The sequence below is a fragment of the Segetibacter koreensis DSM 18137 genome, from assembly GCF_000374045.1.
GTDB classification, from domain to species: Bacteria; Bacteroidota; Bacteroidia; order Chitinophagales; family Chitinophagaceae; genus Segetibacter; species Segetibacter koreensis.
The window spans coordinates 230,298-252,673 of sequence record NZ_KB893359.1 but is presented as its reverse complement, the minus strand read 5'-3'; the positions used below and the strand labels follow the sequence as shown (position 1 = coordinate 252,673).

At 37.7% G+C, this 22,376-nt stretch carries 19 protein-coding genes; 11 read left to right on the top strand and 8 right to left on the bottom strand.

What is annotated here, in order from left to right; translation table 11 throughout:
* Positions 1–10: 10 nt before the first annotated feature.
* Both B154_RS0122390 and pnuC read right to left on the bottom strand, forming a co-directional pair.
* A complete protein-coding gene (locus B154_RS0122390; protein WP_083935011.1) occupies positions 11–1,078 on the bottom strand; it encodes an acyl-CoA dehydrogenase family protein in 1,068 nt (355 codons plus the stop codon).
* On the bottom strand, positions 1,047–1,682 hold the full coding sequence (pnuC, locus tag B154_RS0122385) for a nicotinamide riboside transporter PnuC (RefSeq protein ID WP_018616599.1): 636 nt from the start codon (positions 1,680–1,682) through the stop codon (positions 1,047–1,049). The genes B154_RS0122390 and pnuC overlap by 32 nt, the downstream gene beginning before the upstream one ends.
* Before the next feature lie 333 nt (positions 1,683–2,015).
* On the opposite strand from pnuC, the gene B154_RS0122375 reads away from it, so the two are divergent.
* Both B154_RS0122375 and B154_RS0122365 read left to right on the top strand, forming a co-directional pair.
* Positions 2,016–3,023 carry an SDR family oxidoreductase gene (locus B154_RS0122375; protein WP_018616597.1) on the top strand — a complete coding sequence of 336 codons (1,008 nt, stop codon included), beginning with the start codon at positions 2,016–2,018 and terminating at the stop codon, positions 3,021–3,023.
* Between the two features lie 484 nt (positions 3,024–3,507).
* The gene (locus B154_RS0122365; RefSeq protein ID WP_211217531.1) at positions 3,508–4,146 is read left to right on the top strand and encodes a hypothetical protein; all 639 of its coding nucleotides are present in this window, start codon (positions 3,508–3,510) and stop codon (positions 4,144–4,146) included.
* Here B154_RS0122365 and B154_RS0122360 read toward each other — a convergent pair.
* The gene (locus B154_RS0122360; protein ID WP_018616594.1) at positions 4,138–5,658 is read right to left on the bottom strand and encodes a GH3 family acyl-acid amido synthetase; all 1,521 of its coding nucleotides are present in this window, start codon (positions 5,656–5,658) and stop codon (positions 4,138–4,140) included. The genes B154_RS0122365 and B154_RS0122360 overlap by 9 nt on opposite strands.
* Before the next feature lie 195 nt (positions 5,659–5,853).
* Entirely contained in the window at positions 5,854–6,690 is an 837-nt protein-coding gene (locus B154_RS0122355) for a 3-keto-disaccharide hydrolase (protein WP_018616592.1), read from the bottom strand.
* Between the two features lie 312 nt (positions 6,691–7,002).
* Here B154_RS0122355 and B154_RS0122350 point away from each other — a divergent pair, with 312 nt between their 5' ends.
* The 5 genes from B154_RS0122350 to B154_RS31000 all read left to right on the top strand — a co-directional run bounded on the left by B154_RS0122350 (position 7,003) and on the right by B154_RS31000 (position 14,897).
* Positions 7,003–7,329, top strand: coding sequence for a hypothetical protein (locus B154_RS0122350; protein ID WP_026260361.1), 327 nt, complete (start codon positions 7,003–7,005; stop codon positions 7,327–7,329).
* A gap of 71 nt (positions 7,330–7,400) precedes the next feature.
* A complete protein-coding gene (locus B154_RS0122345; RefSeq protein ID WP_018616590.1) occupies positions 7,401–7,601 on the top strand; it encodes a hypothetical protein in 201 nt (66 codons plus the stop codon).
* Positions 7,602–7,742: 141 nt separating this feature from the next.
* On the top strand, positions 7,743–10,178 hold the full coding sequence (locus B154_RS0122340; protein WP_211217530.1) for a hypothetical protein: 2,436 nt from the start codon (positions 7,743–7,745) through the stop codon (positions 10,176–10,178).
* A gap of 440 nt (positions 10,179–10,618) precedes the next feature.
* Positions 10,619–11,089 (top strand): hypothetical protein, encoded by a 471-nt coding sequence (locus B154_RS0122335; protein ID WP_018616588.1) that lies wholly within the window; start codon positions 10,619–10,621, stop codon positions 11,087–11,089.
* Positions 11,090–11,702: 613 nt separating this feature from the next.
* The gene (locus B154_RS31000; RefSeq protein WP_018616587.1) at positions 11,703–14,897 is read left to right on the top strand and encodes an Ig-like domain-containing protein; all 3,195 of its coding nucleotides are present in this window, start codon (positions 11,703–11,705) and stop codon (positions 14,895–14,897) included.
* A 241-nt stretch (positions 14,898–15,138) separates the two neighbouring features.
* Here B154_RS31000 and B154_RS0122325 read toward each other — a convergent pair whose 3' ends face one another.
* The 3 genes from B154_RS0122325 to B154_RS0122315 form a co-directional block, all read right to left on the bottom strand.
* Positions 15,139–15,354, bottom strand: a complete 216-nt coding sequence (locus tag B154_RS0122325) for a hypothetical protein (protein ID WP_018616586.1) — start codon at positions 15,352–15,354, stop codon at positions 15,139–15,141.
* A 188-nt stretch (positions 15,355–15,542) separates the two neighbouring features.
* The gene (locus tag B154_RS0122320; protein ID WP_018616585.1) at positions 15,543–15,842 is read right to left on the bottom strand and encodes a winged helix-turn-helix domain-containing protein; all 300 of its coding nucleotides are present in this window, start codon (positions 15,840–15,842) and stop codon (positions 15,543–15,545) included.
* A 43-nt stretch (positions 15,843–15,885) separates the two neighbouring features.
* On the bottom strand, positions 15,886–16,536 hold the full coding sequence (locus B154_RS0122315; RefSeq protein ID WP_018616584.1) for a hypothetical protein: 651 nt from the start codon (positions 16,534–16,536) through the stop codon (positions 15,886–15,888).
* Positions 16,537–16,774: 238 nt separating this feature from the next.
* Here B154_RS0122315 and B154_RS0122310 point away from each other — a divergent pair, with 238 nt between their 5' ends.
* A complete protein-coding gene (locus B154_RS0122310; protein WP_018616583.1) occupies positions 16,775–18,541 on the top strand; it encodes an SGNH/GDSL hydrolase family protein in 1,767 nt (588 codons plus the stop codon).
* Between the two features lie 141 nt (positions 18,542–18,682).
* Positions 18,683–18,949 (top strand): putative quinol monooxygenase, encoded by a 267-nt coding sequence (locus B154_RS0122305; protein ID WP_018616582.1) that lies wholly within the window; start codon positions 18,683–18,685, stop codon positions 18,947–18,949.
* A gap of 374 nt (positions 18,950–19,323) precedes the next feature.
* Here the strand turns inward: B154_RS0122305 and B154_RS0122300 are convergent, their stop codons facing one another.
* Positions 19,324–20,049 (bottom strand): DUF4197 domain-containing protein, encoded by a 726-nt coding sequence (locus tag B154_RS0122300; protein WP_018616581.1) that lies wholly within the window; start codon positions 20,047–20,049, stop codon positions 19,324–19,326.
* A 228-nt stretch (positions 20,050–20,277) separates the two neighbouring features.
* Between B154_RS0122300 and B154_RS0122295 the strand changes: the two genes are divergently transcribed.
* On the top strand, positions 20,278–21,600 hold the full coding sequence (locus B154_RS0122295) for a BamA/TamA family outer membrane protein (RefSeq protein WP_018616580.1): 1,323 nt from the start codon (positions 20,278–20,280) through the stop codon (positions 21,598–21,600).
* A gap of 250 nt (positions 21,601–21,850) precedes the next feature.
* Positions 21,851–22,357, top strand: a complete 507-nt coding sequence (locus B154_RS0122290; protein ID WP_018616579.1) for a hypothetical protein — start codon at positions 21,851–21,853, stop codon at positions 22,355–22,357.
* Positions 22,358–22,376 lie beyond the last annotated feature (19 nt).

Sequence of the window (22,376 nt, the reverse complement as noted above, 5' to 3'; positions counted from 1 at the left end):
AGTACCGCGTTCAGGTTGATGCTACTAATAATGTATGCTGGCTTGCTGTATTAATATTTCTCCATACCTGGTTGATCATCGTGTCGGTTCTTGCAGCATAGATGCCGCAGAAAGGATATAATGCGTTCACCAGGTTTCGTGACTGGCGAGCTAAATTCATGCTTGCCCGGCTTACTGCATTCAATTCCAAAGAGGGTATTTCATTAGTTGCAACATGAGATGACCAGGAAGCATCGAGGGTAGTATAAAATATTTGTCTTAGCATATCTATTTCAGCTAATCCAGAAGTGATTAATTGAAGTCCTTTATTTTTTACTCCTTCTGATCTTGAGTTGGTATGTTGTCTTTGGGTCAGCAATTGTTTTGCCAGATCAAAAAAAGACAGGCACATACCTGAAATGTTGGCTGCAATGGTAGTTTCAGCAAGTTGTAAAAATGGATAACGGTAAACCGGGTGGGATAATCTTGCGTTTACCGGATCGATGATAAAAGTTCGATTAGCAGGAATTATGAGGTTTTTAACTGAAAATGAATATCCTGCGGTAGCATTGAGGCCCAGGTATTTCCAATTAGGTTGAAGAGTTACTTCTTCTTTCTTAAAGATGAACGATTGTATTTGCCCACCGGGTTCAATTTTACAATTAGCAGTAAAATGTGTAGCATCAGGGGCGCCGCTGGCATAGGGCCACGAACCATTTATTTCAAAACCTTCATGAATGATTTTTGCTGTTCCTGTGGCCTGGCCGCTACCGGCAAGGCATACGTAGGGATCAACAAATATTTCATTAGCCAGTTCTTCACTAAAATAACCTATAAACATCGCTGCTCCTGCGCACAAGGTTACTACCCATCCAACACTGCCATCAGCACGGGCAATTCTTTCTTCTAACCGGACTGCCTCCGGTAATGACAATGCAAGTCCACCGTATTCTTTTGGTACAAATAAATGAAACCATTTTTCGCGATAAATCAATGCTAATTGTTCGGGCGTTAATCTTCCCTGCTCCTCTGCTTTCAAGCAATCTTTTCGGATGGTATTTGTGATTTCAGGAGACAGGACTGAGGCGGGATACATCATTTTCTTTTTTTATTTCTTTTCTCCATGAAAAATAACCTTGTATCGCGACGATAAACAGAAATATAGTGAGCAGTGCGTACAGCGGAAGCGCTTTTTGAAACAGGAGCGGAATGGCAAACAGGTTCGAGATGTTTAATAAAACCCAGTTCTCAATTTTTCGCCGTGCCAGTAACCACATTCCTGCCCAGGCAGTTGAGCTAACCAGCGCATCCCATTGAGGTACTGTTGAAGGTGTGAAATACCTAAGTATAAAGTATAATAGCAAGTATCCAATAACTACAATTGCGCTTACGGTTATCCATTCTTTTTTTGTTGAGTAGCTGATCTTTACCGGGGGGAGATGTTTCTTTTTGATCCAATACCACCAGCCGTAAAAACTCATAATGATATAGTAGAAGGTCAACAAAGATTCTCCATACAGCCCTGCCTGCAACAACAGGTAAATAGAAATGGCACACCCCGCTATGCCCGTTGGGTACAATGCTATTTTATTGGCGCGCGCAAGCAACACTTCGCACACGCCTAATAAAAGCCCTAGCCATTGCAGCCAGCCGGTTTCTTTTAATTGTTCTGCAAGTAAATGCAGCCATGCCTGTATACTCATTAAGTTTATTTTTTCCCTCCGCCGGCATTACCCGGATCAGGTATATGAAAGCAAAATACCAAAGCTGGTTTTCTTTCATTGGGTATATTCTCAGCCTTTTAAAGCACCCCTTTGTTTACGCTGCAAATGTAAAGAATAAGAAGCATTACGAAGTAACCCTTTTCGTAAGATAGCGCTAGTTTGACCTTGTTCTGTAAGGCCTGTTGGTGTGCCTGCCTGCCAGTATTCATAAGTAAGTGTGCCTTCCTTTCATTAGTGTTTAATTTTGGCATAAAATTTTTAAACAAGATATTATCGACAGTTATAAATAAAAGCTGTGCGAAACATAATATTATGGATGAAAAAAATACGATGAACAGGCGTAAAGCAATTGCAGGTTTAGGAGTTGGCCTAACTGCAGTAGTTGCTTCACCTGTCTTTGCAGAAGACGGAAACAAAGATCAGAAAACGCCACCTCCACCAGAAATTGAAGATCCTACTACTAAATACCCTAAGCCACCTTTTAAAGGGCAATCCCAACCCTGGCCAGGATTGGCCGGTCAGATGGATCCCCGTCCCGATCATGGTGAAAAGAGTTACAAAGGATCGGGTAGACTTATGGGCCGTAAAGCATTAATAACTGGAGGAGATTCTGGAATGGGACGCGCCGCGGCCATTGCTTATGCACGTGAAGGTGCAGATGTAGCCATCAATTATCTTCCTGCTGAAGAACCGGACGCCCGGGAGGTAATTGCGTTGATTAAAGCCGAAGGCAGAAAGGCCATAGCTATACCGGGTGATATTACCGATGAGGCATTTTGCAAAAGACTGGTTACAGTAGCAGTCGAAGGTTTGGGAGGGTTAGATATCGTGGTTAGCAATGCTGCTCTTCAGCAGACCAAGCCTTCTATTCTCGATATTACGTCTGAACAATTTGATCGTACCATGAAGACGAATATCTATGCCCCTTTCTGGATTATAAAAGCTGCGTTGCCTCATTTGAAGCCGGGATCAGCGATCATTGGAACATCATCTGAGCAAGCAACTGATCCATCTGCCGACTTGTACGACTATGCCCAAACAAAAGCTGCTACCACAAATTACGTAAAATCTCTTGCTAAACAGCTGGCGCCTAAAGGTATCAGGGTTAATGGGGTAGCACCTGGTCCGATCTGGACGCCATTGCAAGTAAGCGGAGGAGCCACACAGGAAAAATTAAAACAGTTTGGCGGTCAAACTCCTATGGGACGACCAGGCCAACCCGCGGAGCTTGCATCAATTTATGTGCAACTTGCTGCAAGTGATGCAAGTTATGCAACAGGACAAATTTATGGGGCTGCGGGTGGAGGTGGACAGCCGTAATGTTTTCTCTTTTATTGATTGAAATGGTTTTAAACGGATGACTTCAGTTACACCTGTAAATATTACGTAGCATTTTAGAAGCAGATATAGAAAAAAGTCAGAGGTATGGCGAGGTATTGGTATTGATATGTCGGCGATAGCTGGTATTACGGCAAAAACGATTTTCTGGCCTCTTAATGGAACGTTAATCATTAACTGACAAGAGGAAGCCGATGTAATTTAATGCGGTGACTTCAATGCATTTGCAGGTTCTATACTTGCATGAGATGATAAACAGTTTTATTTGTTCTATAGAAACGTGTGATTTTTTCTTTGTAAAAGTGGGGCAAGACACTGAAAGCAGAAATTATTCCACGTATTGGGATCAATAGTTGAGCATTTCATTTAATGAAGTGTAAATACTCTTTAACGGTCAGGTAAACTAATTCCTTTACCTGACTGGTATTTAAATTTTAGTTGTATTAATAAATTTGCTATTAGTTTTATGACATTATCACCCACCATGAACACGAATGGACAGGACAATACCGACCTTTTGCAGTTCGGGCAGAATAAGCAGATACCAGCTTTATTAGAAAATAACATACTTAAAGCCTTGTCTTTTTACCCTGAATTAAAAAATGCTACCATCAGCTTTATTTTTAAAACAAACATCAAAACGTCAGTAATGCAGGCGCAGCCCGTATTTACGACACTGCTCAGTAAGAGAAAGAACAGGCGTTACAGGATAAATATCAGTGCACATTTCAAGCTTATAAATGCCCAAATGCCTATTCAACATATTCCGGATGATGTTATGATAGGATGGATAGGTCACGAACTCGGCCATATACTTGACTACGAAGGCAGAAGTAATGCCGGAATGATTTCTTTTGGTTATCGCTATTACTTTTCACCCACCTACGTGAAACAGGCAGAGATGGTTGCAGATTCCTATGCCGTTGAACGTGGAATGGGAAATTATATCATTGCCACAAAGCGGTTTATTTTAAATCATGCAGAACTGCCCCAGGCCTATAAGGATAAAATTGCAAGGCTCTATCTTTCGCCGGATGTTATTGTAGAGCAGGTAAGAAAGCTGGAAGAAAAGAAGCAGGAACAGCAACAAACAGCCTTAAGATAGCTGTTGTATATAATCCCTGAATTCGTTAAAAGATTCTTCCTTCATAACTCTTGGAATTTTTGCCTGTCCGCCAAGTTTTTTGTATTGTTCGCTCCAGTTATAAAAGTGTTCGACTGGAATTACTTCAACTTCGACGCCTTTTAATGCTTTTGTCCTGGCTACTTTATAGTTTTTGTTGTTATCGCATAATTCGCTATCAATTAATTCCGCTGCTTTTGCCGAATCAATGTTCTTGTCTGATCCAATGATCCATTTCATCACATATTCTTCATTTTTAAAAATAGTGGCAGCAGTAAACTCTTTGATCTCCCTATCAAACGTATTTCCTAATTTTTCTATCGCCATGTTCATTTTTTGAACTGAGAGTTGCTCACCAACAACATTTAAATAATGTTTTGTGCGTCCGCTGATCTGAATTTCTGATCTTTTCTTATCAGTTATGATTACTGTATCTCCGATCATATATCTCCATGCTCCGGAGACGGTGGAAATAAGCAAAACATATTCTGTGTTTTCGGTTGCTTGTTCCAGCGTGAGGACTTTTACTCCCGGTTTAACCCGTCCTTCATCATCAATGTTTTCATCAATAAAAGGAACAAATTCGAAAAAAATACCGTTATTGATTATAAGTGACATAGAACTGGTATCGGGCCTTTTTTGTGTAGCCAGGTAACCTTCTGATGCCAGGTAAGTATCTATATAGATTAAAGGTCTTGCCAATAACTTTTCCATGCTTTTGCGATAAGGCTCAAAGGCAACACCGCCAGTAGTATATACATGAAGGTTGGGCCAGATGTCATGAATGGTATTGAGGTTGTTGTGACTGATAATTTCTTTTAGCATCAGTTCTACCCAGGAAGGAATTCCGGAGATGCTTCCAATATCCCAGCCGGGAGCTTCCTCGGCAATTCTCTTTACCTTTTCGTCCCAGTTCTCAATTGAAGCGATTTCTGCACCCGGCTTGTAAAATTTACTAAACCATCCCGGGATATTTGCTGCACTGATCCCGCTTATTTCTCCTTCAAAATGATCCTGCTTTTCTATTAAACTTGTGGTGCTTCCAAGCATAAGGATTTGCTTTTCAAAAAAATCAGCTGGCAGATCAAAGTTTTTTAAGCTTAACACTTGCTGTAAGCCTGCATTCTTGATTGCGTTAATCATATCACCGGTTACAGGAATATACTTTTTATTGCTTGTAGTACCGCTACTCAAAGCGAAGTACTTCTGCCCTCCAGGCCACGTAATATTTTGGTGTCCTTTCAGCAGGTAGTGCCACCATTCATCGTACATCGCATCATAATCATATACAGGAATATTTTCCTGGAAAGCAGTGATCGGATCGTTACTATTTAAAATATCGCTAAAATTATGTTTTAAACCGAAGGCAGTAAGTTTTGCTTTCTTCAGAAGTTGCAAAAGAACTGCCTTTTGTGCTTTGTGAGGATTTGGCTCACGACTTATAAATCCGTTGAAATCTATTGCTTTTTTAATTACTCCACCTAACAGCGCCATTTAAATTTTGTTTTCTAGCCTTAAGCAATATTTATACCGACCTGTCTTGGAATAATTGTTTGCATGTCTGCGGCAAGAAATAAGGTGATGGATACAAGGAAATTAGACAGTGGTTTTTGTGTTAAGCTGATGAACAGCATATACAAACCGTGGCTGAAATCTTTGGTTGCAGTTCCTTAAATCTCCGCTGATCATCTACTTTTTTCTTGCCTGAAGTTTTTGCAAAACAGAATTTAATTTTATCGGATTATTCATATACGGTTCCAAATTAAATAATTCTACTTTTCTAAATTCGCACGGATGGCTTTCACTTTGCAAAGAGATATAACCCTCTTTTATTAATTGGCCATCCTTCAATCCTGCTTTTTTTACCCATTTATCATTACCATCATATTGTGGCTTTTCATAGACCATTACAGTGTCTGTATTTACAATATGTTTAATAATAGAATCACCTAAAACCAGTGCTTCTGCATGCACCCATTGATCTCCGTGAAAAGTTTTTGAGGAAGAGTTGACACAATGCGGGGTAAAAAGTTTGCCTTTTAAAAATACATTAGTGCCAGGGGTGCAAAGATTACATGTGGGTCTTTCATCTGTACCATTACCACCCAGTAATTGGTCTTCAAGACTAATAGGAAAATCCTGATCGAGAAACATACTTTCAGGAGACTGGCAATGTAACATAGCACCGCTGTTCCTGAAAGCCCAACCGGGACCACCTTTTACCTGTTCACCAATGAACCGATATTCCAACACAAGAAGATACGCGCTAAACTTTTTTTTATAAAAAATATGTCCGTATTGTTCATTGAAATTATCATACTGATCATAATTAACTTTCATCACCCCATTCTCGACACGGAAAGTATTACCAAAATTTTCACGTAAGGGATGATCTTTTATTTTTATTATCCAATCTTTCAAGTCCTTTTTATTAAAAAGTTGTATCCACTCTTTGTTCGATGACTTTCTTTGTGCTAACGAAATAATTGATATTAGCAATAAACAGGTTGTAAATATTTGTTTCATTTTTTGTTTTATTTCATCATTAAAATTGGATTGAATTTACACTGTTTTTACATAGTTTCTTATTTTAAATATTGCAACGAGGAGATCATTCTCAAAAAAAACTGACAAGTTTATTTAATGAATAAGTTAATGCCAGTACGGTGAAGGGAATTTGAAGAGTTGAGCGGAGAAGATGACTGCAATGTGTACAAAGATTTCTGAAAAAAATAAATATGGAGGTAACAAAACAATATCAAACGGGATATACTTATACGTATATTATTTTTCTTTCAACAGACAAAGACCTAAGATAAACTTTTAAATAAAATTACTGTGAAACCGGAAGCAATTATACACGAAATCGTAATTCCTAAAACATCATCTTTTTTTCATAGCCATCTCCATGAAATGAATACACTTGACAGTGACTCTAATTTGTCTGCGGATGAGCAATTAGAGGAAGCTTGTTGGAATGGCTTGCTGAATGAATTGTTTTATGGAATTATACAAAAATCGCTTTGTGACGAGAATCTTTTTCTATGGCAGGTTGAGATAAAAGAATGTAATGTTAGGGTAAGTATAGGAAGTTGCTTTACTATTCCTGAAGGACGCTTTTGTCTTGCCTCTAATATTTTTTTACCTGGATGGATGATGAATTAGAATTAGAAATACCTGCGTTTTTAATAAAAACGCAGTGTAACAATACAAACTAAAGCATAATTTTTAAGATAATGAAAGACTTCAATCAAAGCTATTTGCTGGAGCATATTGCACAAATAATTGATCGTTCCCGATATGGAGATGAATTATTTTTTACAGATGGTAAAAAAGCGGCAACAGAGATTTTAATATTTCTCAGAAGTGAATATATTTTAGTCAGAGATGAACTAGAAGTAGAAACAAAATACAATGAACACAGCAAAGCAGCATAGATTTGGTTTACGCAGGAAACAACACTTGCATCAAACTCCATTAGTTAAACTTATCTTACGTTTTCAATTGCTGCTACGATGATAGGAAAATCACGATTCTTTTTTTTGATGTTATTTCTCGCTGGCATCTTACCCACTTCAATGCTTAACGCTCAGCAACTGTCCCTCAAAGTTACCGGGACTGAAAAAGAGGGATTCCGGGTTGCTATTTATAATGGCTCAACCGAAATAATACATAATACCGAAGAGCTTTCGCTGCAACTGTTTAATCATGACTTAAGTACGGTAGCCGTATTGCCAAACTGGACGGGACAGCAATGGACAGGAGATAAAAAAAATATTACATTAAAAAGGGATTCTTATATAAAAGAATTTGATGCTAATTTGTCTGTTTCGGTTTCATACCAGGTCGTCAGTTCCAATATTATAAAAAAGCAGGTTCGAATGATCCAACATTCGATGCCGGACTTGTATTATATCTTACAACAAACGTCGCGACCATCGCAGGTGCCCAAACGGTATGTAACATTTGAGTATGATAGTTTTCCGGGTGGCTTTGTCCACGAAATGTTTCCTTCTACAGGGTATATTACTCCTGATAACAACGTTGTTGGCTTTCTAACCGATGCCGGCTATAAAAATCAATATACAAGAAACACGCGCCGTCGTTTCAGTGGAAGGGGAGGCGGTTTTGTTGGTATGCGCCGATTGCCTGATCCCAACTTATTTTCTATTGCCAGTATAATCGAAAGGGAACAGGGAAATCATTATATACGTCAAACATTTGGCGAATTGTACAACGTTGATGCCGGTAATCAACAACAGTTAGCAGTACCTTCTTTGTACAAAAAAATAGGAGAAGTAGATGTGGATATTGATAAAGATAGTATTTCTATAAATGGACATAAAGGAAGTACTTCAGGTTTTGAATTTATAACACCATTTAAAGATCAGCAGGTATATACCATTTCTTTTTGGGTAAAAGGAAATACGCCGCTCGCCTTAAAACTTTTTAGGGTTAAAAACGGTAAAAAGACGCTTGAGCTTGAAGATGGAATAAAATACATTGATAATTTTCCTGTAAGTAAAAATGAATGGACACTTTTTAAGGGTAGCATACTGGTGCCTTATATTGAAAAGGATAGTGTTTCACTGTTTTTGGGATCCCAGTCTGGCGATGAATATCATCTTGATATTAAAAACCTTCAATTAATAGAACATGATCCTCAACACGAACCTTATAATTTTCTTTCACTTGGCGAAGAGGCAGCTAAAACTAGCTATGTTTTTGTTGAGCCTTGGGTTTCGCATCAACAATTTATGATTTCTTCACAGTCACGATTAGCCGAAGCAAAAGGTTTTAAGGGATCTTTGCTTGAAAAAATGTTGTACGCCAATTTTAATATGCTTACATGGATTACCGATGTAAATGATTTTACGCCCTTTAACGTTCCCAATATGAATTATGCACCTGACATGTATAATAGAGATTCTTATTTTTCAACTGTATCTACATATAATAAAGAGTTGAACCTCACCTTATGGAACCAGTGGGGCAAAACACAAACCTCTAAAGGAGCTATTGGTACGATCATTACACCTCTTATGGGCTCAGTAGAAGCGAAGGATAACGAAGCTACCATTGAATGGTTAATCTGGGCCATGCTAAACAAACGCAGATTCGGAATTGCCCTTCCTATGGAAAAAATTAAAAAGGCAGTGGATTATGTGTTAAATGAATTTGATGCAGACAGAGACGGAAAATGTAAATCGCATTTTCCTTTAAGTCAGATTGATATTATTGATTATACTCCTAAAACAGACCGACTTTCTGTAAACCAGGGAATGCTGGCAATTGCCCTGCGAACTATAAAAGAATTGGGGTTCGATATAGATGAACCATATATTCACAAAGCTGAGCAGGAGTACCGCAATTTTTATGATGTTGGAAGAAAACATATGATATTCGATCGAAAATATCCCGATCTTATATCGCTTACTGACCTTGAACCGGAGTTCTTGTCGTTATGGTTATTTAAAAAACCTCTGCTGACCGATGAAATGGTTCAAAATCATTTAAGCCAGGTACCCATACTAAACAAAGTTGCTAATTCTCCACATCCTGAGTATGGCACAACAGCCCCTATTCTTATAAGGTTAACCAATAACGAAAAGGGATTTGAGTTTCTGAGCGGAAGCTACCAGCCTTTTGAAAAGTTTGGTGAAAAAAATTATAGCGACGGCAAAAACGACGGTTTTTATTATAATGGAGGCAGTTGGTTTCGTGCTGAATATTGTGCTTACACTGTTGGCTTAAAGCACGGTTGGAAAAAAGCGGCGAAGCTGATGGAAAACCGAGCCTGGGCCGAGATTTACCTGAATCCGAAATGGCCTTTTAGTAAAGAATTTATTCCTACGAAGTGGACTACTACCGATAGTTGGTGGCCATCTACAAAAGGGCTGTGCTGGAATGTATTTATGCTGATGGCGGATGAAGTAGCAGGATTGCGAACACCCGATATGGATCCTGATCATCAAACTTTAAAATCAGGCAGAAGTATAAAAAGGAAGTTTTGAATTACTTTTTTGAAATTGCAGTCTTCAACCAGACGATTTTATTTTATCAATTACTTCATTAATAAAATTGGTAATTGGAGGGGAATTAATAGGAAATAATTATTTTGTTACGTTACTTAACTTTTGCTCAAAGCTTTCTATTTTACTCTTTAAATCGTTTTATTGCTTTAATTGGCCGCGCTACTTCTTTCAAGTTAATTCTTCTGCTACATCAACCGTATAGTATCTACCCATATTCATTTTAGTTTGGCAATGCGTACAAATGCAACTATTCTTTCACTTAGATGTAAATTATTGTAGAAAACATGGAAAGGGATTAAAACGAACTCAACACGTTACTACAATGCATTCTTTCCTTAAAGTCGTTTAAATGTTTTGAATAATAATGATTATTTTTTAAATTTCTGTAAATATGTTCTCAACAAATTCCACTACATTTTATGAAACCTTCTATCATTATACTTTCAGTTTTTATGACTGCCTTTCAAATTAACAGAGCCGTGGCTCAAACTACTTCACCTTCTGAAAAAAACCGAAAGGCAACCATCAGGCCTATGGCAAATGAAGGAGATACAGTATGGGTAATTGTTAATCATATAAAGGCGGATAAACGAAAGCAGTTCGAGCGGTTCATTCATGAGATTTTTTGGCCGATGGCTAAAAAATTAAGTCCCGATGAGCAACGAATTTTCAAGCAAACTCGCGTGTTAAATCCCCTTAGGCCTGAACAGGATGGCACCTTTAATTACCTTTTTATTATGGATCCGGTAATTTCCAGTGCTGACTATGGAATAGAAAACCTAATAAAAAAAATGTACGATGACCAAAAAGCGGATGAATATATTAAAATGTACCATGAAACGATTGCCAGTGAACAAGTCTTCTATGAAGTAGTTCAGTCAAATTATTGAGTGGTCAGGAGATTTTAAAAGATTAATATAACAATGAGAGTAAAAGCCGCAAACAAACCGGCAATTGTTGCTGGAAAAGCCTTCAATCAATCAGCTTACCGACGGTTATACAGCTTAATGTATCATCATCATTAACATGGGTAGTTTAGATATTGAAAATTATGCGAGATATAAGTTTTTTGCATAAGCAACTGGTAAAATTTTAAACCATAGCAACCTTTAGCTCAAATAATAACTCTTACCATTGGTTTTTCATAGAATATTGGATAAAAACGGGGCGGGATTTCTATCTCAGCCCCCTTTCTTATTATACCGCTGCCTTGTGGTGATAGCTGTACACTACTCGTTACTAACAGGCATAACCGCAATTTTGAAAAGGCTTGACTTTCAAAATATAATTGCTTAATTTAAAGTTGTTTTTATAGAGATCCGCCAATCAAGATCAGTACAAGGTTTCTTCTTACTTAAACTAACCCAAAGACCGCTTATTGTGAATGCAGTAAGTAATGTAACTATTTGAAAGTCTCTTGCTCACCTCTTTCATTCGCTAACCCTATCGCTGAAATAGCAAAAAAATAAGACGCCGCAAAACGAACCTAAAAATATTTAAAATATGAAAAAGCTTATTTTATTTATTGCAGCCGCTTGTTGTTTTAAAATTTGCTACTTGCAGCCAGGTACTCTTGACTCGGCTTTTGGTAAAAATGGAATAGTTCGCACAGAGTTTGATGGATCTGGTTCTCCTTACGGTGCATCTGGCAAACAGGTTTTAACACAAAAAAATGGTACTCTATACCTGGTTTTTGAAACAAATCTTCAAACTGTTATTACCCGCATACTTGCTAATGGTACTATAGATACAACTTACGGTAACAATGGCTACACAGAAGCTATTGGTATTCGAGTCGGCATATCATATGGAGTTCCGGCCGTTTTACAAAACGATGGGAAAGTTGTAATAGCAGGTACGTCTTCCTCAGGTTTGGACGAAGATTTTGCCCTTGCCCGTTATAATACTAATGGCACCCTCGATTCTACGTTTTCTCAAGACGGAGTACAGATAACAGACGTTGACGGCCAGTTCGACGTCGCGCGATCTGTAGCGATACAAAATGATGGAAAGATTTTGGTGGCAGGTACTGCCCTTGTCCGGTACAATACCGATGGCACCCTTGATTCTACTTTTTCAACAGATGGAAAGCAACTGACCGATTTTTTTGTTTTTCCAGTAACTCTACAAAGTGATGGAAAAATTATAATTGCAGGGCGAGGTGATCAGCCTGTTGTTAACCATACTTTTGTCCTTGCGCGATACAATCCTGATGGCACCCTTGATTCTGCTTTTGCACAAAATGGTAAACAAACGACTGATTTCTCCTCAGGAGATGATGAAGCATATTCGGTAGCCATACAAAGTGATGGAAAAATTGTACTGGCAGGTGTCGCTAATAAGTATTCAAATTCTGGCACTCCTGACTTTGCACTTGCACGCTATAATGCTGATGGCACCCCTGATACTACTTTTTCAACAGATGGAAAGCTTACAACTGATTTCGAATTTGGAGACGATGAAGCAAACGCTGTGTCCATACAAAGTGATGGAAAGATTGTGGCGGCAGGTATTTGCAATCAAAGTACATTGAATTCTGGTTCTGCCCTTGCCCGTTACAATACGGATGGTACTATTGACTCTACTTTTTCCGGAGATGGAAAGCAAATTACAAATTTTGGATCTGGCTATGTGGAAGTCAGATCGATGGCGGTACAAAGTGACGGAAAGATCGTGGTGGCTGGGTCGAGTGGAATTGATTTTGCTCTTGCCAGGTATAATACCAACGGCAATCTTGATACTACCTTCTCGTCAGCCGGGATATTTATTGACCGCTTACATACCGGGTATACAAATTATACAACTACAGCCATACAAAGTGATGGAAAAATTGTAGTAGCGGGTACTGCTCTTGCCCGCTACAATATCAATGGCACCCTTGATTCTGCCTTTTTACGAAATGTAAAGAAAACAACTGTTTTGAATGGACGTGCTTTGGCTATACAAAATGATGGAAAGATTGTAGTGGTGGGCTTTTCTGCCGCTCTTGCCCGCTATAACGTAGATGGCACCCTTGATACTACTTTTTCCGGTGATGGAAAGGTAACTACCAATTATTTGGCGTCCGCTGTGGCCATACAGAGAGATGGAAAGATTGTTGTTGCAGGCTCTATCGACAAGGGTGACTATTTTCGATTTGCGGTTGCCCGCTACAATACTGATGGCTCCTTTGATGTAACTTTTTCTGCGGATGGAAAGCAAGAAACAGATTTTGGTTTTGATTCTTTCGCTAACTCGGTATTGATACAAAATGATGGAAAGATTGTAATAGCCGGTAATGCTGGTGAACATGCAGGTTTTGCTTTTGCGCTCGCCCGGTATAATACTGACGGCACACCGGATAAAAGCTTTTCAAAAGATGGAAAGCAAATTACATTTTTAGATTCGTACTATGATCAGGCCAACTCTGTAGCCATACAAAGTGATGGAAAAATTGTAATGGCAGGTGTAGGTCTTGGCAATAATGATTACGATTTTACTCTTGTCCGATACAATACTAATGGAACCCTTGATTCTACTTTTTCAGGAGATGGAAAGCTAACGACTGATTTTGGAGTAACTTCTCAAGCTAACTCAGTGGCTATTGAAAATGATGGAAAGATTGTAGTGGCAGGCATTGCTGATCAAAATTTTATTAATTCTAAATTTGCCCTTGCTCGATACAACCCAAACGGAAGTTTGGATAATACTTTTGGCAAAGCCGGAAAACAAATAACAGACGTAAGCGCTGGAAGCGATGTTATTAACGATATTGCAATTTTCAATAATAAATTATATGCTGTAGGCTCTGCCGAGACTCCCGGTTCTGTTGGAGTTGTTGCCAGGTATTTTCTTGATAACATCAAAACTCCGACTGTAACTCTTTCCATGCCTTACAATATTGTAAAGTACACTGCACCTGCAAGAATTAAACTCAACGCTACAGTTACTAACGAAGTGGCAGCTATAAAAAAAGTCAGGTTTTACAATGGCGCAACCCTACTTCATACGGAAACTATTTCTCCTTACGGATTTTTGTGGGACAATGTTCCCTTAGGTAATTACAACCTTACTGCAAAAGCCTACGATGCTAAAGGCAACGTAATTACATCAAACAAAATAGAAGTGTCCGTAGTTGATTTTAACGTACAACCTGTTGTGCGCATTATAAGTCCTGTCGCTGATACAACCTATACCGGCCCAGCAACCATTTTTTTATTAGCTAAAGCAAAAGATCCCAATGATAAAATAAGTAAAGTAGAGTTTTATAATGGATCTGTTTTATTAAGAACGGAATACATTTATCCCTATACTTACACATGGACTAGTGTACAGCCTGGCACTTATACTGTTACTGCTAAGGCGTATGATGATAAAGGGGTGTCGACAACTTCGTTACCTGTTACCATAATAGTCACAGACGCAACGATAGTAAGCAGCAGGGCATTTCATGAAAGAAAGGAAACAGGTAAATTAAGATTAACATTAAGTCCTAATCCTACACATAGCAGTTTACATATTTCTGCAGATCAGTTACAACAGAATAAACAAACTACTATATTCATCATATCTGCATCGGGAGTTGTGCTAAAAACCATTCAATCAAACAACTCAACTAAAGTTATACAACTTGATGTATCATCACTAACAAAAGGAGTATATACAATAAAGATTATAAATGGAAATAAGATTTTATATAAGCAATTTCTAAAGTTGTAGCGTGACGGCAACCTTTGTTAACAATAATTGCTCTTACAATTGTTGTTTCATTGAATATTTGATTTTTAGGGGCGAGATCGTATCTCAGCCCCTTTTTTTTCATAGATAAATTTATAGAACAAAAAGCGGTGAAAATGGTGTTTTACCCGTTTTTACATTTTACTTATCTTAATAAAATTGTTTATTTTTTAAGGTAAGTAAAACAGCTTCGCCGAACATACTCAGTTGTCAATGTCGCATTTCAACTGGTTTTTTCCGCTATCCACTTCCACCAAAATGCAGTAGAGGTTGTATAAACAAACATGTGATATAGATCATCGCTTACAGAATGCCCGTTTCTTATAATAGCTAGATAAACAGGTACAAGAAAAATGATTGCGAGAGTAGTTACTAATAATCCCATCAAGTTAACGGGAATATAAATGCAGCCGAAGCGTTTAAACCAGGCAGAGTTCATAATATGATCATTTATTTATTAGAATGTATTAAGCAATAGTCGGAAGTGGCGAAGTGTTTTTGGTAAGTTCTCAAGGTTGCAAAAGTAACATCGGAACGATAAAAAGATCTATCGCCGGTTCCATGATATTCATAAACCATGTTCCTAAAAAAAGTAATTTGTATTTTAAAGGATTAGTTTAAAAAAAATTAATTCATAGATTTTATCATTTGCTCCAACGCTTCAAGGTGAGCTTTAAACGCTTTTTCGCCTGCCTTTGTAACAGAATAGGTAGTATTGGTTTTGCGCCCGATAAAGCCTTTTTGCACTTTTACATATTTATTATCTTCCAGTGTTTTTAAATGACTTGCCAGGTTGCCGTCTGTGACCTGTATCAATTCTTTCAATTCGTTGAAGTTAACCGCATCGTTTACCATAAGTGTACTCATAATACCCAACCTTATCCGGCTGTCAAATATTTTATTTAAATTTTCTATAGGGTTCTTCATGCTTTCACTTCTCTCGCTTTTACAGTAAAATTAAACCTGGTTCCTATGCACTTCTTTCGTACTTAAGTAACATTAGCGTGCCGTAAATAATATGTAATACTCCAAAGCCCACTGCCCAAAAGTACAGGCCAAGGCCAATGAACCAGCAGTTTACTACTCCTAAAAAAATTTCACTGTAACCAAGGTATTTTATTTCTCCTACCGTATACTTACTGCCATTGATCAGTGCCAATCCATAAAATATAAGGCATCCCGGCGCTATTAACCCATACGTTCCATTTTCTATAAGCTTTAATAAAAAAATGCCGCCAACAATCATAGGAATGCACACATTAATCAAAAGTCTTCGTGAAGTCGGACTCCAGACGGGTGTATTATTTTTACGGCTTCTTGCGTATGTAAAAATGAAAGCAGAAACAAATGCGGCTATAAAAGTAATTAAGGCTATATGAAATAATTTATCGTACCATAATTGCTTAAGTAAAAAGGGGAAATAGGTATAATCGTTTTGATTTGAAGTACTAACGCTATAATAATTTTCTTTTAAAGCAATATGTCCGAAAAATGAACCAATCAAAGCACATGTGCCTGCAGCTATCCCGCTCCAGCCACTAAGGCTAATGAAGCGGCTGCTTCTCTCCATCATTTGTTTAATTTCGTGCAAGTCATTCAGGGGCTCGCTCTTATAGGTCATATTAAAGTACTTTGTGTTTCAAAGTAACAATGTTATTTTGAATGCTCCAAACTTTTTTAGGCAATGTATTTACATATATGCTTTTCTTTATAAAATATGTTTAAAAGAAATTTCGCGATTACCTTGTGATTTTTGTAAGCGACGTTTGTCGTTTCGACATAAGAGACATCTTAATACATACTTTTGCTATTAGTACTAATAGTGAATTCTTTTCATTTAAAACTTTCTAACGATTAATATGAAACTCACCATTATTCTGACTTTTTACACTGCCTTTATTTTAAACGTTGCCTGTGCTCAAAACACAAAAGAGTATAAGACCTGGAACCCTGCTTCAGATACAGTAAAAGTATTGGAAGGGCAGGGGTGGCCGAATGAAATTAAAAATTATTATGACCGGTTGCCTGCAAGGGCAGAACAAACCGTCAGGAAAGAAGTCTGGGGTTTATCAGAAAACACCGCAGGCATTTTTGTAAAATTTAGAACCAATGCTGACGAAATAGTTGTGAAGTATGCAGTGGACGGCAATTTACAAATGCCACACATGCCCGCCACTGGTGTAAGTGGAATTGATATGTACACTAAAAACAGTAATGGTAAGTGGCTTTGGTGCGCCGGCAAATATTCTTTCGGAGATACGATTACGTACCGTTTTACCAATTTAGTTACAAAAGATGAATATGGAAATGCTTTTGAATATAATTTGTACCTACCCTTATACAACACTGTAAAATGGATGACGATAAGTGTTCCGAAAGACAGTGTATTTACACCGCTGGCTGTACGGAAAGAAAAGCCAATTGTAGTGTACGGAACATCTATTGCACAGGGGGGATGTGCCACCCGTCCGGGTCTTGCCTGGACTTCTATTTTAGGCCGCAAATTAGACCGGCCTGTAATTAACCTCGGCTTTTCAGGGAATGGAAGGTTGGAAAAAGAGGTTATTTCCCTGATAACGGAATTAAATGCATCTATATATTTATTGGACTGTTTGCCTAACCTTACAGGTATTGCAGCAACAGAAGTGAAAAAACGAGTTGCTGAATCTGTTCGTCAATTGCAAAGTAAAAGACCGGGTATCCCCATCCTGCTGACCGAACATGATAGTTATACAGATGAAGAAATGTATCCTGCAAAAAAGAAAGAATACCAGGAGGTAAATAAGGCACTTAGAGAAGTATTTGATTCGCTGTCTGCTAATGGAGTTGGAAATATTTACTACCTGGCAAAAAATGAAATTAACCAGGATATTGAAACAATGGTGGATGGCACTCATCCAAATGATATAGGTATGATGCGTTATGCAGACGCTTACGAGAAAACGATCAGGACTATAATGAAAGAACCGGTTGGAAATAGCAGCACCACAAAACCGGTAAGACAGCGCAGAGAGCCGAAAATGTATGAGTGGGAAAAGCGGCATAGCGATGTTCTCGCCTACAATAAGGCAAAGTCGCCTAAACTTGTTTTCATAGGTAATTCCATCACACATTATTGGGCGGGAGAGCCGGCGGGGCAACCAGCACGAGGACAAGAATCATGGAAAAAGTACTTCGAACCGAAAAATGCCGTAAATCTTGGTTATGGCTGGGATAGGATTGAAAACGTTTTATGGCGAATATATCATGGAGAACTGGACAGCATATCGCCCAAACAAATTGTGGTGATGATCGGAACGAATAATCTGGGATTTAATTCAGACGGAGAGATAATTGATGGTCTACAATTTTTACTTAAAGCCATACAAGCAAAACAACCTGCTGCTGGTATTTTACTAATGGGCATTCTTCCGAGACGCAATATGGAAGAACGGGTTGAAAAATTGAATCGCGAGCTTGCTGCAAAACATTTTACCAAAGGCGTTACCTATACAGATGCAGGTTACCTGTTTCTAAAAAAGGATAAAAAAATAGATGAAACGCTTTTTTCCGATGGATTACACCCAAACGAAAAGGGTTACCAAAAATTAGGAGAATTTATCAATAGGAATCTTTCAAAAATGTAAAAACGTAATACTTCTTAATTTCCATCTAAGTTTTGCCTATTGCACAAATAAAAATTTTATCTTATTTTGGATAATAGTGTCCCTGTAAGACCTAAACTTGTTTTAGATCACGTAAATAATTAAAAAGTAATAGTTCTTATTATGAATAATTTAAAAATTATAGCACGATTTGAAATTCATGATGGAAAACTGCCGGTGTTTAAAAAGCTGGCGAAAGAATGCATTTCACTCGTTAATGAAAAGGATCGAGACACGCTCCAATATGACTGGTTCTTTAACCAGGATCAAACGCAGTGCGTAATTATAGAAAGATATACTGATTCAAATGCCTTACTTGCTCACCTCGGTAATATTAGTAGTGTTTTTGGAGGACTGCTTGAACAAGGTAACTTTAGCGCTGAGGTATAAGGTGAACCTAGTCAAGAACTAATCAATGCAACTTCGAATTTAAATGTAAAATTTTATTCCTTTTATCAAAGCGCAGAAATGTGAGAAAGAAAAAAGTAATAAAAAATCCATAAAAGCATCATTCATACCTAACTCAACTTCTTTTCAAATTTTATTTTTTTTTAAAAAGCTGTGTTCGTATTCATTTATCTTCTTTACGTTGTCTAAATTTTGACTGATCTTTAAAGCTTGACGTTGTAGAATTTAAATTTGTAAGGTAGTTCTAAGAATGTTTTTGCTTCATTTGAATTATTTTCAAACAGACTCAGAAAAGAAACGAAAAGTTTGAAGGAAATTAAATGTTGAGTATGCCGAAGATGAATTAGAAGATGTTTTTAACTGCCTTGCGCCGCTTTGCTTCCAAATACTTTTTTTAATATTTCCGTTGTGCGTGCAACAGGGTCTTTGCGTATTTTTTGTTCTTCTAGGCCTACCTGGTAAAATATGCCATCCATTGCTTTCTGCGTTACATAAGCACTTAGATCAGTATTTACTTTGCTGCTTGAAAATTTGTTATACACACTTGTAACATCAGTCCAGTATTTTGTGGCATTAACGTTATTAAGCGCTTTATCAATAACTGGTTTAAACTGCTGTTTTAATTCTGCCGTAGTTTTTTCTTTAAAGTAATTAGTCGCTGCAAAATCACCTCCTTTTAAAATATTTACAGCATCTGTTATTGTCATCTGTTTAATCGAATTAATGAATATTGTTCCTGCCCCCTTTGCTGCGTCTTCCGCTGCCCTGTTCATTGAAAGAACTGCTTTATCGACCAGGCTACCCATGCCAATACTACGTAAGGTACTTTCAACTTTTTTTGCATCTTCAGGTATTAATATTTTAATTGCTGCATTTTTAAAAAAGCCATCTAATGCTGATAATTGCGACGTGCTGTTTTGAGTGCCAATAGTAAGCGCCTGCTTTAAACCACTTATGATTTCAGTGTTTGTTAAACCTCCTGTTCCATATGCAGAGTTTACGCCATCTAAAACCTGCTTCGCTGTATCGCAACTTGTGAAGGTGCTACAAACCAACACAGCCAATAATATTATTCCTTTCATGAAGTCTTTAATTTTTTATACTAATAAGTCGGTAATGTATAAACTATTTGTTAAAAACTTTTTTATTAATTCGCTATTGCCCTTCGTAACATACCTGATAGTGACATAGTTGATCCCTGTTTTACGCTTATCTGGGCTGCTCTTGTTTAATCGCTTGGTGTAATATTTGCTCTTCCAGTACTATTACAGACCACTAGACTGGAATTTAAACAATTATCGCACCGGACAATGCAGCACAGCCAGGGACTTAACCGATTTTTCTTGTTATTACTGTTATTTGTGTGTATCCATAAGTGTGGCTATAGCCAACTCGCACCCGTTGATTCTCTAAAGGAGGATTCTTTACGTATTGTTTCGGAAAAAATTCAAAAGCGGGGAGATAACCTGGATATGCAATATGATGTTGGTGATTTAGCCCATGACATTTTTTATCCAAACAAGAAGCCTGACCTGCTTCATAAAAGATCAGGTATCACTATTATACCCAATATCGCTGCAAACCCAAGTATCGGGTTCCAGTTAGGGATCAAAGCAGTAGCCGGTTTAAAACTCGGGAATGATCCTAAAACCCTCATGTCGGTTGCCGCAACATCTGCTTCCATTACTACTAAAGGAATCATCTACTTTTACCTCAACCACAATCTTTTTACTAGTGGCAATAAGTGGAACCTCCAGGGCAGTTTAGTTGCTGCTAAGACTGTTACCCCTGATTTTGGACTGGGCATAGGGCAGGATGCTGGAGTAAGCGAACAGGACAAGGTACTGACCAACGCCGGACGTAAAGGTTATGTCCTTCATTCTCTTTATTTCAATTTTAGGGAAAAGGTGTATAAAAATATTGCCAGGAATGTTTTTGTAGGTGCAGGCGTTTCTTTTGATATAAGAAGAAAAATCGAAGACCGAATAACAGCGGCAAATAAGCTAACTCCGTATAAAATCTACAGTGACCGCTATGGTTTTGACCGCAATCAGTATAGTTCAAACGGTCTTCTGTTTAGTATACAATATACTACGCGTGATAATCAAAACCGCGCTTATAAGGGTATTTATGCCGATGCCGGTTTTAGGGTAAATCAAACCTGGATGGGAAGTACAAAAAACGCCATACAGTTCACCACTGACTTTCGAAAATATGTCAGCCTTTCGAAACGAAACCCTGAGCACGTCATCGCATTTTGGAATTGGGGTTCGTATTTACTCACTGGCGCATTGCCTTACCTCGAATTGCCTGGCACAGGTCGGGATGGGGGTTTCCGTAGTGGAAGAGGGTATACTGTGACTTACTTTAAAGGCACAAAATATAATGATACAGAAATAGAATACCGTTTTCCTCTAACAAGAAACAAGTTTTTAAGCGGCGTTACTTTTTTTAATTTACAAACGGCTAATGATGAATTAGGCACTAAATTATTTCAACAATGGCAACCCGGCGGTGGCGGCGGATTAAGAGTGTTATTTAATAAGAGCACCCGTACCAATTTGTGCCTTGATTACGCGTTTGGTAAGTATGGAAGAAAAGGTTTTTTCCTTGGTTTAAATGAAGCTTTTTAAGAAACGAAAAAAAAATGAGTTGAGGAGCGGCAGTTATAGACTTCATTAAACTTGTTGTACCTTTAAAAAGATGACAGATCAGCCAGTATGCCGTCCTGTAAATGCAATAGCTGTGAATTATTAAAAAGGAAAAAAATAGCCCATCATATTAATTTTTCCTGATGATGTGGAAAACTGAATAATATTTTTTCATAGATTACTACTAGATTAGCAAATCCAATTCCGCTAAACTTTGCAAACACCAAGTGTAATGAGAAACCAATATTTTGACAATGAAGTCAAAGTAAGTGATACCCCTGACTGGTATACAGAAAATTTTGTAAGCAATAGTATTATTAAATACTTATTAGACAACGGATACAAAATTCACAAAGAAGATTTAAGTAAAAGATTTGAAAGGGGAGAAAAGGTTATAATAACTTCAAAGTTTTTTACAAAAGAAATAATTGAAGTAAAGGGTTTGATTGCTCAAAGTAACCGCAGTAAACTTCTAAATGAAGCTGCAAATAATATAAATCCTTCAAGATCATCTAATAATTCTTTTGCCGATTTGTTGTTCAGTTACCTTGTAAACTTTGGAAGATATTATTCAAATGAAAATGCAGAGGCTGCAATGGGACTTCCAAATGTTGAAAGGTATGCTGCTATAATTGAAAAGGTTCAGGATTACTTTATTACAAACGGTCTTTCTTTAAAATTGTATTTAGTTAACCAGGATGGTTCTGTTAAAGTATCCAATTTAAATGAAAGCCTTTAGTATTTATGACATTCAAAAC

Bases quoted from the DNA above. Each gene is read 5' to 3' on its own strand.
- B154_RS0122335 (WP_018616588.1), top strand. From the start codon at position 10,619: ATGAAACCTTCTATCATTATACTTTCAGTTTTTATGACTGCCTTTCAA.
- B154_RS31000 (WP_018616587.1), top strand. From the start codon at position 11,703: ATGAAAAAGCTTATTTTATTTATTGCAGCCGCTTGTTGTTTTAAAATT.
- B154_RS0122295 (WP_018616580.1), top strand. From the start codon at position 20,278: ATGCAGCACAGCCAGGGACTTAACCGATTTTTCTTGTTATTACTGTTA.
- B154_RS0122325 (WP_018616586.1), bottom strand. From the start codon at position 15,354: ATGAACTCTGCCTGGTTTAAACGCTTCGGCTGCATTTATATTCCCGTT.
- B154_RS0122290 (WP_018616579.1), top strand. From the start codon at position 21,851: ATGAGAAACCAATATTTTGACAATGAAGTCAAAGTAAGTGATACCCCT.
- B154_RS0122375 (WP_018616597.1), top strand. From the start codon at position 2,016: ATGGATGAAAAAAATACGATGAACAGGCGTAAAGCAATTGCAGGTTTA.
- B154_RS0122355 (WP_018616592.1), bottom strand. From the start codon at position 6,690: ATGAAACAAATATTTACAACCTGTTTATTGCTAATATCAATTATTTCG.
- B154_RS0122305 (WP_018616582.1), top strand. From the start codon at position 18,683: ATGAATAATTTAAAAATTATAGCACGATTTGAAATTCATGATGGAAAA.
- B154_RS0122345 (WP_018616590.1), top strand. From the start codon at position 7,401: ATGAAAGACTTCAATCAAAGCTATTTGCTGGAGCATATTGCACAAATA.
- B154_RS0122390 (WP_083935011.1), bottom strand. From the start codon at position 1,078: ATGATGTATCCCGCCTCAGTCCTGTCTCCTGAAATCACAAATACCATC.
- B154_RS0122365 (WP_211217531.1), top strand. From the start codon at position 3,508: ATGACATTATCACCCACCATGAACACGAATGGACAGGACAATACCGAC.
- B154_RS0122360 (WP_018616594.1), bottom strand. From the start codon at position 5,658: ATGGCGCTGTTAGGTGGAGTAATTAAAAAAGCAATAGATTTCAACGGA.
- B154_RS0122310 (WP_018616583.1), top strand. From the start codon at position 16,775: ATGAAACTCACCATTATTCTGACTTTTTACACTGCCTTTATTTTAAAC.
- B154_RS0122315 (WP_018616584.1), bottom strand. From the start codon at position 16,536: ATGACCTATAAGAGCGAGCCCCTGAATGACTTGCACGAAATTAAACAA.
- pnuC (WP_018616599.1), bottom strand. From the start codon at position 1,682: ATGAGTATACAGGCATGGCTGCATTTACTTGCAGAACAATTAAAAGAA.
- B154_RS0122340 (WP_211217530.1), top strand. From the start codon at position 7,743: ATGCTTAACGCTCAGCAACTGTCCCTCAAAGTTACCGGGACTGAAAAA.
- B154_RS0122300 (WP_018616581.1), bottom strand. From the start codon at position 20,049: ATGAAAGGAATAATATTATTGGCTGTGTTGGTTTGTAGCACCTTCACA.
- B154_RS0122320 (WP_018616585.1), bottom strand. From the start codon at position 15,842: ATGAAGAACCCTATAGAAAATTTAAATAAAATATTTGACAGCCGGATA.